This is a genomic window from Mycolicibacter heraklionensis (assembly GCF_019645815.1).
Taxonomy (GTDB): Bacteria; Actinomycetota; Actinomycetes; order Mycobacteriales; family Mycobacteriaceae; genus Mycobacterium; species Mycobacterium heraklionense.
This window is the reverse complement of record NZ_CP080997.1, coordinates 4,947,271-4,960,419: the sequence shown is the minus strand read 5'-3', so window position 1 is coordinate 4,960,419 and position 13,149 is coordinate 4,947,271. Positions and strand designations below refer to the sequence as shown.

Here is a 13,149-nt window from a genome sequence, read left to right as displayed (position 1 = left end):
TCAGGACGGTTGCCTCGCCAACCCGATGGACGGCGGGATCTGCTCCGCTGAGATCCGTTGCCGGAAAACCCAGTACGTCCAGCCTTGGTACACCACCACCAGCGGGGCGAAGATCGCCGCCGCCCAGGTCATGATTTTCAAGGTGTACGGGGTGGACGACGCGTTGTAGATCGTCAGGCTCCACTGCGGATCCAGGGTGGAGGGCACCAGCGCCGGGTACAGGGCGCCGAACAACAGGATGACCACCGCCGCGACCACCACCGCGGTGCAGGTGAAGGCCCAGCCGTCGGAGACCCGGCGCCACACCAGCGCCACCGCTGCCAGTTGGGCGACCACCGCGACGCCCAGCACCAGCCAGGTCCAGGTGGTGCCGTATGCCAGCTGGGTCCATACCCCGAAGGCGGCGACCAGCGCGGTCACCGGTAGCGCCAGCCGGTTCGCGAAGCGGTGCGCATCGTCACGGATCGCCCCGGCGGTCTTCAACGCCGTGAAGACCGCACCGTAGAAGAGGAAAAGCCCGCCGGTGGCCAGCCCACCCAGCAGGGTGTAGGCGTTGATCACGTCGCCGAACGCCAGATGGACACGGTGGTCGGCGTCCACCGGAAGGCCCCGGACCAGGATCGCGAACGCCACCCCCCACAGAATCGCGGGCAGCCAGGAACCGGCGGCGATCGCGAGGTCCGCCCACGCCCGCCATTTCGGGTCGTCGACTTTGCCGCGCCACTCGATCGCGACGGCGCGCACGATCATGCCGAACAGGATCGCCAGCAGCGGCAGGTACAGCGTCGAGAACACGGTGGCGTACCAGCCGGGGAATGCGGCGAACATCGCGCCGCCGGCAGTGAGCAGCCAGACCTCGTTGCCGTCCCAAACCGGGCCGATGGTGTTCAGCGCCGCACGCCGGTGGGCTTCCGCTGAACCACCGGTGCTGGCGCGGCCGAACGGCGCCATCAGCATCCCGACTCCGAAGTCGAAGCCCTCCAAGACGAAGAATCCGAGGAACAGCACCGCGACCAGTACAAACCACACCTGTTGCAGACCCACCGCGATGACCTCCTTCTCAGTCAGTAGGCGAATGACAGTGGCGCCACGTCGTTTTCGCCGGGCGGAGCCGGCGGCGCGGGTTCGGCGTCGTGCTCCTGTGGGCCCTCGGCCACGTAGCGTCTGATCAACCAGAACCAGATCACCGCCAGCACCGCATAGACCAGGGTGAACATCACCAGCGAGGTGACCACCAGACCCGCGCTGTTTCCCGACACACCTTCGGCGACGGTCAGCCGCACATTCGGGTCGCCGGTCGGGTTGGGGACGACAACCCAAGGCTGACGGCCCATCTCGGTGAAGATCCAGCCGGCGCTGTTGGCCAGGAATGGCATGGGGATGCTCACGAGCGCGAACCAGGAGAACCAGCGTTGCTGCGGGATCTGTCCGCGCCGCGTCAGCCACAACGCGACCATCGCGAACAGCACCGGAATCAGCAGCAGGCCGATCATCGCGCGGAACGACCAGTACGTGACGAACAGGTTCGGCCGGTAGTCGCCGGCGCCGAACTTCTGCTCGTAGTGCTGCTGAATGTCACGGACGCCGTCGAGCCGAACGCCGTTGAATCGGCCCTCGGCCAGGAACGGCAGCACATACGGCACCTCGATCACCCGGGTCAGGTGGTCGCAGTTGTTCTGCCGTCCGACGGTCAGGACCGAGAAGTTCGGGTCGGTGGCGGTGTCGCACAACGACTCCGCCGACGCCATCTTCATCGGCTGTTGGACGAACATCAGCTTGCCCTGTACGTCGCCGGTGAAGAACAACCCGACGGCGGCGACCAGTGCGACCCAACACCCGAGGATGGTCGCCGGCCGGTACATGGTGGTCGCGTCACCGTCGGCGGCCTGCGCGGAGCCGCCGGCCCGGGACCGGACCATCCACCAGGCGCTTACCGCGGCGACGAATGTCCCGGCCGTCAAGAACGCGCCGGCGACCGCGTGCGATAGGGCGGCTTGGGCGGTGTTGTTGGTGAACAGCGCCATGATGCTGTCCAATTCGGCGCGTTTGGTCTGCGGATTGAAGTGGGCGCCGACCGGGTGCTGCATGAACGAGTTGGCGGCGATGATGAAGAACGCCGAGAGGTTGGTGGCGATGGCGACAACCCAGATGCACGCCAGGTGCACCATTCGCGGCAGTCGGCCCCAGCCGAAGATCCACAGCCCCAGGAAGGTGGATTCCAAGAAGAAGGCGGCCAGCCCCTCCATGGCCAGCGGTGCGCCGAACACGTCGCCGACGAACCGGGAGTACTCGCTCCAGTTCATCCCGAACTGGAATTCCTGCACGATCCCGGTGGCCACCCCCAGGGCGAAGTTGATCAGGAACAGCTTGCCGAAGAACTTGGTGAGCCGGTACCAGGCGACGTTGTCGGTGAGCACCCATACCGTCTGCATGATCGCGACCAACGGGGCCAAACCTATGGTCAGCGGCACAAAAATGAAGTGATAGACGGTGGTGATGCCAAACTGCCACCGCGATAAGTCGACTACATCCATGGGCAATCTCCCGGAGCTGCGGAGCCGATGCTACGACTGAGTGTAGTAGTTGCGTCGGGGTGGGACTAGGTGTTTTCCGAGACAGGTTTGCCGGCTCGCCGGTCAGGCGACGATGGCGGCCAGCGTGCGCCAGCGGCGGTGCCGATGGGCGAACATCAGCCGGATGAACAGACGTGTGCCTAAGCCTTTGATGCCGTCATCGGTCTCGATCTCATCGGTGTAGCGGCAGCGATCCTCATCGAGGGGAGTGAACGTGAGGCGATGGTTCCAGGTGTGCACGGGCCCGCCGTGTTCGTGGGTGTAGATCGTCAGGTCGTCGAGCTCTTTGATTTCGAGGTGATGAGTCCAGGCCGGGAGGACACCGAACCACCACAGTCGCGCCGACGCGCGGGTGCCCACCTCGATGCGATCAGGTGCCTCCAGTCCGGGCAGCTTGAGGGCCGGGGCGAGCACGAATTGCATCAACGCAGGCTTGCGCGCCAGTGCCGCGGCGCGTTGCGCGGAAATCGGTAGCTCGGTGCTGACGACGACGGTGCTCACGACGGGTTCCCCAGGCGGAACAGGTTGAACCGGTAGGCGTTCACGATTCCGGGCGCAATCCGCGCCAGCGCCGGCAGGCCGTAGCGGTAGCGCGCGGGCAGCGAAGTGGCCAGCTCGGGCTGCGGCGTTGCCAGGGTGCGGCTGTCCAGCAGCTCCATACCCCAGGTGTCGAGTTCACGCGGGTCGTCGCAGACCCACTTCATCCGGGCCGTCAGTGCCTTCATCGCACCGTTGCGGTGCTGGTTCTCGATCATCTTGCGGCCGCCGGTATCGACGACGAGGTGCGATCCCGGGAACCGCGCGGCGAGATTGCGAATGGCGCCGCGCGCCTGGTCTTCGGGGAAGTACAGCAGTACGGCCTCGGCGACGAACAAATACGGGGCCGGTGCGGCGGCGACGGCGTCGAACCAATCGGTCTCCAGGACCGAGCCCGCCAGCATGGTGCGGCGTTCGGTGTCGGCGAAGTAGCGACGACGCAGTTCGATGGTGTCGGGTAGGTCCAGGTCGAACCAGCGCAACCGGCCGTTGTCGACTCGTTCGAAGCGCGTGTTGAGCCCTGTGCCGATCTCGACGACCGTGCCGCTGGGGTGGTCGCGCAGGAATTGGCGGACCCAGACATCGAAAATCGCGGTGCGCAGAACCGAGCCCGGCAGCGAGCCGCCACGAAAACGCGCGAAGTCGTAATCCAGGTCGTCGACCAGCTCAGCGGCCCGCGCGTCATGCAGGATCGGATGCCTCTTCGCGTTGTCGCGTGCGCGTCCGTACAGCGGAATCAACAGAGTTTCCTGGACCTCGCCGAGGTCGGGTTGGACTTTGCCCATGACTCACCTCAACAACCTGTCCCCGCAATTTCTGGCCAGCCTAGCCACATCGGTCCCGGCGTGGGGGTTTGTCCGAGGCCGGTCCCCGCTCGGATCCGGATCCGCCTGCCGCAGAACCTTCCGCGCTCCGTAGGCGATGCGGTACAGTCCGTTGCGGCCCACACGGAACTCGGGTTCCGCCGGACGTTTTCGCTCGGCGCGGTGGCCCTATCCCCGGTGGTGGGCAAGGCAAGGAGATGGTGCGTGTTCGCTCTGCTCAAGAAGCTGTGGATACCTCTGCTTCTTGTCGTCGTGATTGCGCTGGGCGCCTATGTGGTTGTCCGGGTGCGGAACAGCTTCGGTGCCGGCGCGCGGATGGCGACCTCCGACGCGAACGCCGACGACACGAAACCCTTCAACCCCAAACACATCACCTATGAACTGACGGCCCCCTCGGGTGGCACCGTCAACGTCAACTTCCTCGACGAGAACGGGCAGCCGCACCTCGTCGAAGACGCCCCCCTGCCGTGGTCGCACACCATCGTCACCACCCTGCCGTCGATGTCGGCCAACATCGTCGCTCAAGGTGACGTCGGCCTGCAGCATCTGCGGTGCCGGATCATCGTCGACGACAACGTCCGGGATGACCGCAGCATCGACGAGTACAAGCCGTTCATCTACTGCTTGGTGAAATCCGTATGAGCGACCAACTGCCGCACCCGCCGCGGTCCCGCATCGCCCGGCTGCTCTGGGTCCTGGCGGTGCCCATCATCTTGTTCTGGTTGCTCATCGCGATCGGCACCACCGTGTTCACCCCGGAGCTCGGCGTGGTGGCGGGCAAGCACTCGGTGCCGATGGCGCCGCTGGACGCACCCGCGTTCAAGGACATGATGACCATCGGTCACAAGTTCGAGGAGTTCGACACCGACTCCACCGCCATGGTCGTGCTGGAGGGCGACGACAAGCTGGGCGACAGCGCGCACGAGTACTACAACGAGATCGTCGCCAAGCTCAAAGCCGACAAGCATGTGCAGAACGTGCAGGACTTCTGGAGCGACCCGCTCACCGCCGCCGGCTCCCAGAGCCCGGACGGCAAGGCCGCTTACGTACAGGTGTTCCTCGACGGCGCCCAGGGCACCACGCCCAGTCACGCATCGGTGGCGGCGGTGCGCAAGATCGTCGACGGAGTGCCCGCGCCACCGGGCGTGCAGGCCCACGTCGCCGGTAACACGGTGCTCAACACCGACACCCTGATCGCCGCCCACAACAGCATGGAACTCATGACGGCGGTCACCATCGGCGTCATCTTCGTGATGCTGCTCGTCATCTACCGCTCGTTGCGGTCGGCGATCGTCGCGCTGATCTTGGTCCGCTTCGAACTGTATGCGGCCGAAGGCATTGTGGCCACGGCCGGCAACCTGGACATCATCGGGCTGACCCCGTACGCGGTCAGCATGGTCACGATGCTGACCATCGCCGCAGGCACCGATTACTTCATCTTCCTGCTGGGCCGCTATCACGAAGCGCGCTCCCGCGGCCAAGATCGAGAAGACGCATTCCACACCGCCTACAACGGTGTGGTGCACGTGATCGTGGGTTCGGGCCTGACGATCGTGGGCGCCTGTCTCTGCCTGACCGCGACCAAGCTGCCGTATTTCCAGACCATGGGCGTGCCGTGCGCCATCGCCTTGGTGGCCACCATGCTGGCCGGACTGACCCTGGCCCCCGCGGTGCTGGTGGTCGCGTCCAAGTTCGGGATCTTCGACCCCAAACGGGAAGTCTCGGAACGTGGTTGGCGCATCATAGGCACCGCCGTGACGAGGTGGCCGAAACCCATCATCGTCATCACGACTTTCGTCGCGGTCATCGGATTCATCAGCCTGGCGACCTATGTGCCGAACTACAACGACCGGAAGTTCACTCCGGAAGACATTCCCGCGAACGTCGCGCAAACAGCGGCGGAGCGGCACTTCTCCCAAGCGCGGATGAACCCGGAGCTGCTCATGGTCGACGCCGGTCATGATCTGCGCAATCCCGCGGACATGCTCGTCATCGACAGGATCGCCAAGAGCGTCTTTCACGAGCGCGGTATCGGGCGGGTGCAGACCATCACTCGTCCGCTCGGGGCGCCGATCGAGCACAGCTCCATCCCGTTTCAGATCGCCATGCAGGCCTCCGGCCAGTTACAGACCGCCAAGTTCATGAACGACAGCATGGCGTCGATGCTCGAGCAGGCCGACGAGATGGGGCGGACCGTCGCCACCATGGAGCACATGTACGGGGTCATGCAGCAAGTGGTCGACACCACGCACGACATGACCGGCCACATGCACATGCTGCTCGACGACATCGAGACGGTGCGTCAACACGTCGCGGACTTCGACGACTTCTTCCGTCCCCTGCGCAGCTATTTCTATTGGGAGCCGCACTGTTTCGACATCCCCATCTGCGCGTCCATGCGGTCGATCTTCGACATGCTCGACGACGTCGACACCATGACCGATGACATGGGCGTCACCGTCAAGGATGTCGACCGGCTCGATGTCTTGATGCCGCAGATGCTGGAGGACCTGCCCAAGGCCATCGATTCGATGAAGAAGATGCGCGGCTTCATGCTGGCGACGCACAGTTCGATGTCGGGCATCCAGCGCCACCTGCAGGAGAACGCCGAAGGCTCGACCCTGATGGGCAAGTTCTTCGACGAAGCCAAAAACGATGACTCCTTTTATCTTCCGCCGGAAGTCTTCGACAACCCCGACTTCATCCGGGGCCTGAAGATGTTCGTCTCACCCGACGGCCACGCGGTGCGATTCATCATCACCCACCAGGGCGACCCGGCCTCGGTCGAAGGGATCAAGCACGTCCAGGGCATCAGGGAAGCCGTCGCGGATGCGATCAAGGGAACTCCGCTGGAAGGGTCCAAGGTGTCGCTGGCCGGCACCGCGTCGATGTACAGCGACATGCAGGACGGCGTGAAGATCGACCTGATGATCGCCGGCCTGTCCACGCTGATCCTGATCTTCGCGATCATGCTGCTGATCACCCGCAGCCTGGTGGCGTCGCTGGTGATCGTCGGCACGGTGCTGGCGTCGCTGGGTACGGCGTGTGGTCTGTCAGTGCTGCTGTGGCAGGACATCCTCGGGCTGGGCCTGCAGTGGATCGTGCTGCCGCTGACGGTCATCATCCTGCTGGCCGTCGGGTCGGACTACAACCTGCTGTTGGTCTCGCGACTCAAAGAAGAGATCGGAGCCGGCCTCAACACCGGGATCATCCGCGGCATGGGCGCTTCCGGCCGGGTGGTCACGGCGGCGGGCCTGGTGTTCGCGGCGACCATGGCGTCGATGATGGTCAGTGACCTGCGGGTGATCGGGCAGTTGGGCACCGCGATCGCGTTGGGACTGCTGGTCGACACGTTCATCGTGCGGGCTTTCATGACCCCGTCGATCGCCGCGGCGCTGGGCCGGTGGTTCTGGTGGCCGCTGAACACCTTCGCCATGAGGGACCGGCCGGCGCCTGAGCCGGCCGCCGACACCGCGCCGATCCCGCAGCCGACGACGGTGTGACGCTATGGAGTCACGACTTCGGCAACGCACCGACGGACGGCTCGACCGATCCCGCGATCCGGCGATCCTGGACGCCGCCCTGGCGGTTGTTTCCGAAAAGGGTTATGACGCCGCCAATATGAATGACATCGCCGCACGCGCCGGTGTCGGGAAGGCCGCCATCTACCGGCGCTGGGCCTCCAAGGCGGCGCTGGTGACCGACGCGCTCATCTACTGGCGGCCCGATCTGCTCACCAAAGACACCCCGGACACCGGCAGTCTGGCGGGTGACCTCGATGCGCTCATCGAACAGATCGGCCGCAACGACAAGGACCCGGTTCCCAACGACCTGGTGCTGCGCGTGGCCTTGGAAGCCGTCCACGAGCCCGACCTGGCCGCCGCCGTCGACGACCTGGTGCTCGTCAAGGGCAAAGGCTTGGTGGCCAAGATCTTGGCGCAAGCCGCGGCACGCGGGGAAATCGACGCCGACAGGGACTGGTCGATGGTGGCCGACGTCGTCCTGGCGATGGGGCTGCTGCAGGTGGTCCGCGGTCAGACCCTGGACGCCGCCTTCGTCCGTCAAGTCCTCGACACGCTGGTCTTGCCGGCACTGCGCGCGCCGTCGCCAGACTGAGGTGCCTTACTGGGGGCCCGATGTCACCCCGCGCTCGAAGATTCGGGTGAGTGCCGGCACGATGCTGTGGCGCGGCACGGTGCCGTGTGCAGCCTCGCTGCAGGCTTTGACCAGGAGTCCGAACAGGGCGATACGGATCCATTCCGGGCTCAGCTCCGGGTCGAAGACGCCCTCCTGCTGGCCGCGGACGATGAGGTCGAGGATGGGAGCGGAGTTCGGCAGGTGCTCGGCGGGGATGTCGCGTAGTACGGCGGGGTCGGCGAACAGGAACACGATCCGGTCACCCTCTGGAGCGAGCGTGGTGATCACGCGTCGCATCGCGTCGATCGCCGGACCCTCAGCAGTCGCCGCGGCGGCGAGGATGTCGCTGATGACGCGGATCGAATCCAGAGTGGCTTCGTAGATCAGCCGTTCCCGGTCGGCGAAATAGCGATGCAGGGTGGAACGGGCGACTTGGGCGGCCGCCGCAATCTCGGGCAGTGTGGCGGTGCGATCACGGGCGAGCACCGATGCCGTCGCGTCCAGGATGGCCGCCCGCGTACGCGACTGCGCACCGGTGAGTTCCGGGCACTCCGCATTCATGATTCCCATCATAACCACAGCAACGTCCGTTTGTGGGATGTTGACGTCTCATTAACAGACGTTTAGCATCCCTAATCAGCCGTCCAGGTCCATCTGGCTGCGGCTAACGCGAGCGAGGGATTGGGGGCGGGCGTCAGCGATGAACTGGAATATGTTCGGCACGAACTGGCGTCTGTTCGGCGACTTGGCGGCGATCGTCTTCATAGCGCTGCTGGCCTTCGGCGCCGGCTTGTTCTGGTACATCCGGCGTCTGCAAAGCCGGCCGCCACTGCCGATCAGCGAAGGAATCGGCGCCAGAAGGGCGGTGCTGACCAAACTCCGCGAGCGTCAACCCCTCTCGCCCGATGAGCTGGAGTTCGCGACGCGCGCCATCACCGATCTGCGTTCACCGCTGGCATTCTGCATTCCCGCCGCGACGTTCTCGCTGGGCTGTCTCTACGTGCTCGGCAGCCTGGAACAGCTGCACGGCGCCACCCCGTCGGAACGGACGTTCATCGGGGTGATCCCGATGCTCGGATCGTTGAACATGACAGCTCAGATCGTGCGGGTCAGAAAGCTCAAGAAGCGGCTTCCGGCGGCTTCGGCAGGGGAAGTCGAGTGAGCCCGCAGCCGCGGCGCAGATCTGTGCTGGCGCGAGTCTGGATGCCCCTGGTCGCCGTGATCGCGCTCAGCCTGGGTGCGCTGTCGATGTGGAAGGTCCACCAGATGTCCGCTCCGGGACCGGTTCTGACTGTCAACCCGCCGCAGGCGCCCGAGCAGTTCAACCCGAAGAAGCTCACCTATGAGGTGTTCGGCTCGGTCGGCGACGGCGCCTTGCTTTCCTACCTCGACATCAACTCCCATCCCCACACCGTCGAGTTGGACGCCCTGCCATGGACGCATGACGAGACGACGATGCTGACCGTGGTGTCCGGCAGCATCTCGGTGCAGGTGCGCGGTGACTTCGTCGGCTGCCGGATCCTGGTCGACGACGTGATCCGCGACGAGCACACCAACACCCATGCCAACGCCGACGTCACCTGCCGGGTGAAGTCCGCATGAGCGAGCGTCCCGAGAAGCGGCCCCTGGTCGCGCGCATGGTCCGCCTGCTGGCGATACCGATCATCGTCTGCTGGGGCCTGCTGGCCATGACGACGAACACCTTTGTGCCCCAGGTGGAGAAGGTCGCCGAGGAACTCGCCGGCCCGATGGTGCCGACGTACGCGCCCTCGCAGGCCGCGATGCTGGCCATCGGTGAGAAGTTCGAGGAGTCCACCTCGACCAGCATGACCATGCTGGTGTTGGAGGCGGACCGCCCCCTGGCCGATCAGGACCACCGCTATTACGACGAACTGGTGCGCACGCTGCGCGCCGACACCGAACACGTCCAGTACGTCATGGACACCTGGGGCAAACCGATCACCGCGGCCGGCGCCCAGAGTCTCGACGGCAAGGCCGCCTACGTGCTGCTGCGCCTGGCCGGTGACATCGGCCAGATGCAGGCCAACGACTCCGTTGCCGCCGTGCGGCACACCGTGGCGACTTCCGACCCGCCGGACGGGCTCACGGTCTATGTCAGTGGCGCGGCGCCCCTGGCCGCCGACACGGTGGCGACCGCGAACTCGAGCCTGAACAACATCACGATCGCCACCATCTTCCTGATCATCTTCATGCTGCTGCTGGTCTACCGCTCCTTCATCACCATGCTGGTGCCGCTGTTCGGGGTGTTGATCCTGATGCTGGCCGCCAAGGGGGTCATCGCGACACTCGGGCACTTCGGCTACATCCAGCTGTCGTCGTTCGCGGTCAACATGGTCGTCTCGCTGACGCTGGGTGCCGGGACGGACTACGGCATCTTCTTGATGGGCCGCTATCACGAGGCACGGCTGAACGGCGAAAGCCGCGAAGACGCGTATTACACCGCCTATCGCGGTGTTTCACACGTGATCGTCGGCTCGGGCCTGACCATCGCCGGTGCGGCGTTCTGCCTGAGTTTCGCGCGGCTGAACTACTTCAACACCATGGGGCCGGCGGTCGCGATCAGTATGGTGTTGACCGTCGTGGGCGCCTTGACGCTCGGCCCGGCCATCTTGAGCGTGGGCAGCCTGTTCGGGCTGTTCGATCCGAAACGAACCGTCAAGGCGCGGCTCTACCGCCGGATCGCCACCAGCGTGGTGCGCTGGCCCAAGCCGATCCTGACCGCCAGCGCCGCGCTGGTGACGGCCGGGGCGGTGTTCGTGCCGACCTACCAGGTCAGCTTCGACGACCGCACGTACCAGCCGCGCAACTCCGCCGCGAATCTGGGATTCGCCGCCGCCGACCGGCACTTCGCCAAGAGCAAGCTGTTCTCCGAGATGCTGATGGTCGAGTCCGATCACGACATGCGCAATTCAGCCGACTTCATCTCGCTGGACCGGGTGGCCAAGGCGCTGATCCGCCTGCCCGGGGTCGCGATGGTGCAGAGCATCACCAGACCGATGGGACGCGCACTCGAGCACGCCTCGCTGCCGTACCTGTTCACCGTGCAGGGCAGCGCCAACGGCCAGCAACTGCCGTTCACCCGGGAACAGAACGCCAACACCGAGAAGCAAGCACAGATCATGGGGCACACCGTCGAGGTTTTGCAGACCACGATCGCGTTGACCCAGAAGCTCTCCGATGAAATGCATTCCACGGTGCTGACCATGGAGGAGATGCAGGCGCTGACCGAACAGATGGATGAGGAGCTGTCCAATCTGGACGATTTCATGAGACCGATCCGCAGCTACTTCTATTGGGAGCCGCACTGTTACGACATCCCGGTCTGCTGGGCGTTCCGGTCGCTGTGGGACATGATGGACAGCGTCGACAAGCTGGCGGAGAACATCAAGGACGCGGTGTCGTCGCTGGAGGTCGTCGACTCCCTGTTGCCGCAGATGGTCGCACAGCTGAACATCATGGTCGACGACCAGATCGCCCTACGGTCTCTGATCGTGAACACCTACGGCCCCACCAGCATTCAGGCCGAGAACACCGACCAGACCTTCGACGACATGATCAATGTCGGCAATGACTTCGACGCCTCCCGCAGCGACGACTTCTTCTACATACCCCGGCCTGCTTTCGACAACGAGGACATCAAGACCGGCATGCAGCTGATGATGTCTCCGGACGGCAAGGCCGCCCGATTCATCGTCACCCATGAGGGCAACGCCATGGGTCCCGAGGGCATCGAGCATGTCGAGAAGTTCCCCGACGCCATCAAGATCGCGCTCAAGGAGACCTCGTTGGCCGGCGCGAAGATCTACATCGGCGGCTCCGGCTCGAACAACAAAGACATTCAGCAATACTCACGATCGGACCTGCTGATCGCCGCGATCGCAGCCTTCGTGTTGATCTTCCTGATCATGCTGGTCATCACCCGAAGCCTGGTGGCGGCGTTGGTGATTCCCGGAACCGTGGCGTTCTCCTACGCCGGGGCGTTCGGGCTGTCGGTGTTGATCTGGCAGCACCTGATCGGTCTGCATCTGCACTGGCTGATCCTGCCGCTGACCTTCATCATCCTGGTGGCCGTCGGATCGGACTACAACCTGCTGTTGATCGCCCGGCTCAAAGAGGAACTTCCGGCCGGGCTGAACACCGCCCTGATCCGGGCGCTGGGCAGTACCGGCGGGGTGGTCACGTCGGCGGGGCTGGTGTTCGCCTTCACCATGCTGGCCATGCTCGCCAGCGATCTGCGCACCATCGGCCAAGTCGGCTCCACCGTCTGCATCGGACTGTTGCTCGACACCCTGATCGTGCGGTCGTTCATCGTGCCGTCGCTGGTGCGGATCTACGGGCCGTGGTTCTGGTGGCCGACGATCGTGCGGCAGCGGCCACTGCGGCAGCGGGCCGCTAGACCCGCGGCGCAGATCGCGGGCCCAGACCGGCAATGATGTGGTCGCTGACGAAGCGGCGCACGGCGCGGGGATTGTCCAGATTCACCCGCATCGGCGGAAGCAGCTCGAAGCTGAACAGCATCCGCACGATCCATTCACCGGCGCGGCCCGCGTCGAGGGTGCCGTCCACTTCACCTCGGCGTTGCGCGGCGCGCACCAGGGGCATCCACAGCGCCACGGAGCGCTGCATCAAGTCGTCGCCGCCGTGTTCCAGCAACAGGACCAGCACGCTCTGATTGATCGTGCGCGGCTCAGCGGCCGATCTGCGACGATGCGCGGAAATCAGGACAGCCGCGGCCGCGACCTGCTCGGCCAGGGTGCCCAACTCGTTGACCTCGGCGGCCATCGTCTCGATGAACGCCGCGGACAGATGGTCGAGCGCCGCGGCGATGGCCTCATCGCGGGTGCCGAAGGCGTTGTGCACGGTGCCGCGTGACACGTCCGCCGTTTCGGCGACCGCGGTGAGGCTGAAGCGTCGGGGACCGAGCTGGCGCAGGGTCTCGGTGGCAGCCATGAGCAGTGGCGGCGGGAGCGTTTTCGGTCCTTTTTCACCAGGCACTTGCACACATTATCGATATGTGTACAAATTGATCAACATCACTTCAGCCGTGTCGGGCGCCA

12 protein-coding genes are annotated in these 13,149 nt (G+C 65.0%); 6 read left to right on the top strand and 6 right to left on the bottom strand.

Annotated features, from left to right (window positions below):
* From cydB to K3U94_RS22970, 4 genes are all read right to left on the bottom strand, one after another.
* Positions 1 to 1,044 (bottom strand): cytochrome d ubiquinol oxidase subunit II, encoded by a 1,044-nt coding sequence (gene cydB, locus K3U94_RS22985; RefSeq protein WP_047319190.1) that lies wholly within the window; start codon positions 1,042 to 1,044, stop codon positions 1 to 3.
* A gap of 20 nt (positions 1,045 to 1,064) precedes the next feature.
* Positions 1,065 to 2,534 carry a cytochrome ubiquinol oxidase subunit I gene (locus K3U94_RS22980; protein WP_220695150.1) on the bottom strand — a complete coding sequence of 490 codons (1,470 nt, stop codon included), beginning with the start codon at positions 2,532 to 2,534 and terminating at the stop codon, positions 1,065 to 1,067.
* Positions 2,535 to 2,636: 102 nt separating this feature from the next.
* Positions 2,637 to 3,074, bottom strand: a complete 438-nt coding sequence (locus K3U94_RS22975; protein WP_220695149.1) for an Rv1443c family protein — start codon at positions 3,072 to 3,074, stop codon at positions 2,637 to 2,639.
* On the bottom strand, positions 3,071 to 3,895 hold the full coding sequence (locus tag K3U94_RS22970; RefSeq protein ID WP_047319187.1) for a class I SAM-dependent methyltransferase: 825 nt from the start codon (positions 3,893 to 3,895) through the stop codon (positions 3,071 to 3,073). Before K3U94_RS22970 ends, K3U94_RS22975 begins: the two co-directional genes overlap by 4 nt.
* Before the next feature lie 243 nt (positions 3,896 to 4,138).
* Between K3U94_RS22970 and K3U94_RS22965 the strand changes: the two genes are divergently transcribed.
* Genes K3U94_RS22965 through K3U94_RS22955 form a run of 3 tightly spaced genes read left to right on the top strand, consistent with a single transcriptional unit; the run spans position 4,139 to position 8,050 of the window.
* A complete protein-coding gene (locus tag K3U94_RS22965) occupies positions 4,139 to 4,576 on the top strand; it encodes an MmpS family transport accessory protein (protein ID WP_109519560.1) in 438 nt (145 codons plus the stop codon).
* Complete coding sequence (locus K3U94_RS22960) at positions 4,573 to 7,437, top strand: MMPL/RND family transporter (protein WP_220695148.1); 2,865 nt, start codon at positions 4,573 to 4,575, stop codon at positions 7,435 to 7,437. Before K3U94_RS22965 ends, K3U94_RS22960 begins: the two co-directional genes overlap by 4 nt.
* 4 nt (positions 7,438 to 7,441) lie before the next feature.
* A complete protein-coding gene (locus K3U94_RS22955) occupies positions 7,442 to 8,050 on the top strand; it encodes a TetR/AcrR family transcriptional regulator (RefSeq protein ID WP_220695147.1) in 609 nt (202 codons plus the stop codon).
* Positions 8,051 to 8,056: 6 nt separating this feature from the next.
* On the opposite strand, the gene K3U94_RS22950 is transcribed toward K3U94_RS22955, so the two are convergent.
* Positions 8,057 to 8,632, bottom strand: coding sequence for a TetR/AcrR family transcriptional regulator (locus K3U94_RS22950; RefSeq protein ID WP_220695146.1), 576 nt, complete (start codon positions 8,630 to 8,632; stop codon positions 8,057 to 8,059).
* A 139-nt stretch (positions 8,633 to 8,771) separates the two neighbouring features.
* Here K3U94_RS22950 and K3U94_RS22945 point away from each other — a divergent pair, with 139 nt between their 5' ends.
* Genes K3U94_RS22945 through K3U94_RS22935 form a run of 3 tightly spaced genes read left to right on the top strand, consistent with a single transcriptional unit; the run spans position 8,772 to position 12,525 of the window.
* Entirely contained in the window at positions 8,772 to 9,233 is a 462-nt protein-coding gene (locus K3U94_RS22945; protein WP_220695145.1) for a hypothetical protein, read from the top strand.
* The gene (locus K3U94_RS22940) at positions 9,230 to 9,673 is read left to right on the top strand and encodes an MmpS family transport accessory protein (protein ID WP_047319183.1); all 444 of its coding nucleotides are present in this window, start codon (positions 9,230 to 9,232) and stop codon (positions 9,671 to 9,673) included. Before K3U94_RS22945 ends, K3U94_RS22940 begins: the two co-directional genes overlap by 4 nt.
* Positions 9,674 to 9,708: 35 nt before the next feature.
* The gene (locus K3U94_RS22935; RefSeq protein WP_434084940.1) at positions 9,709 to 12,525 is read left to right on the top strand and encodes an MMPL/RND family transporter; all 2,817 of its coding nucleotides are present in this window, start codon (positions 9,709 to 9,711) and stop codon (positions 12,523 to 12,525) included.
* Here K3U94_RS22935 and K3U94_RS22930 read toward each other — a convergent pair.
* The gene (locus tag K3U94_RS22930; protein ID WP_230987310.1) at positions 12,485 to 13,042 is read right to left on the bottom strand and encodes a TetR/AcrR family transcriptional regulator; all 558 of its coding nucleotides are present in this window, start codon (positions 13,040 to 13,042) and stop codon (positions 12,485 to 12,487) included. The genes K3U94_RS22935 and K3U94_RS22930 overlap by 41 nt on opposite strands.
* Positions 13,043 to 13,149: the final 107 nt, after the last annotated feature.

Bases quoted from the DNA above. Each gene is read 5' to 3' on its own strand.
- K3U94_RS22980 (WP_220695150.1), bottom strand. From the start codon at position 2,534: ATGGATGTAGTCGACTTATCGCGGTGGCAGTTTGGCATCACCACCGTC.
- K3U94_RS22970 (WP_047319187.1), bottom strand. From the start codon at position 3,895: ATGGGCAAAGTCCAACCCGACCTCGGCGAGGTCCAGGAAACTCTGTTG.
- K3U94_RS22960 (WP_220695148.1), top strand. From the start codon at position 4,573: ATGAGCGACCAACTGCCGCACCCGCCGCGGTCCCGCATCGCCCGGCTG.
- K3U94_RS22955 (WP_220695147.1), top strand. From the start codon at position 7,442: ATGGAGTCACGACTTCGGCAACGCACCGACGGACGGCTCGACCGATCC.
- K3U94_RS22950 (WP_220695146.1), bottom strand. From the start codon at position 8,632: ATGAATGCGGAGTGCCCGGAACTCACCGGTGCGCAGTCGCGTACGCGG.
- K3U94_RS22945 (WP_220695145.1), top strand. From the start codon at position 8,772: ATGAACTGGAATATGTTCGGCACGAACTGGCGTCTGTTCGGCGACTTG.
- K3U94_RS22935 (WP_434084940.1), top strand. From the start codon at position 9,709: ATGGTCCGCCTGCTGGCGATACCGATCATCGTCTGCTGGGGCCTGCTG.
- K3U94_RS22930 (WP_230987310.1), bottom strand. From the start codon at position 13,042: ATGGCTGCCACCGAGACCCTGCGCCAGCTCGGTCCCCGACGCTTCAGC.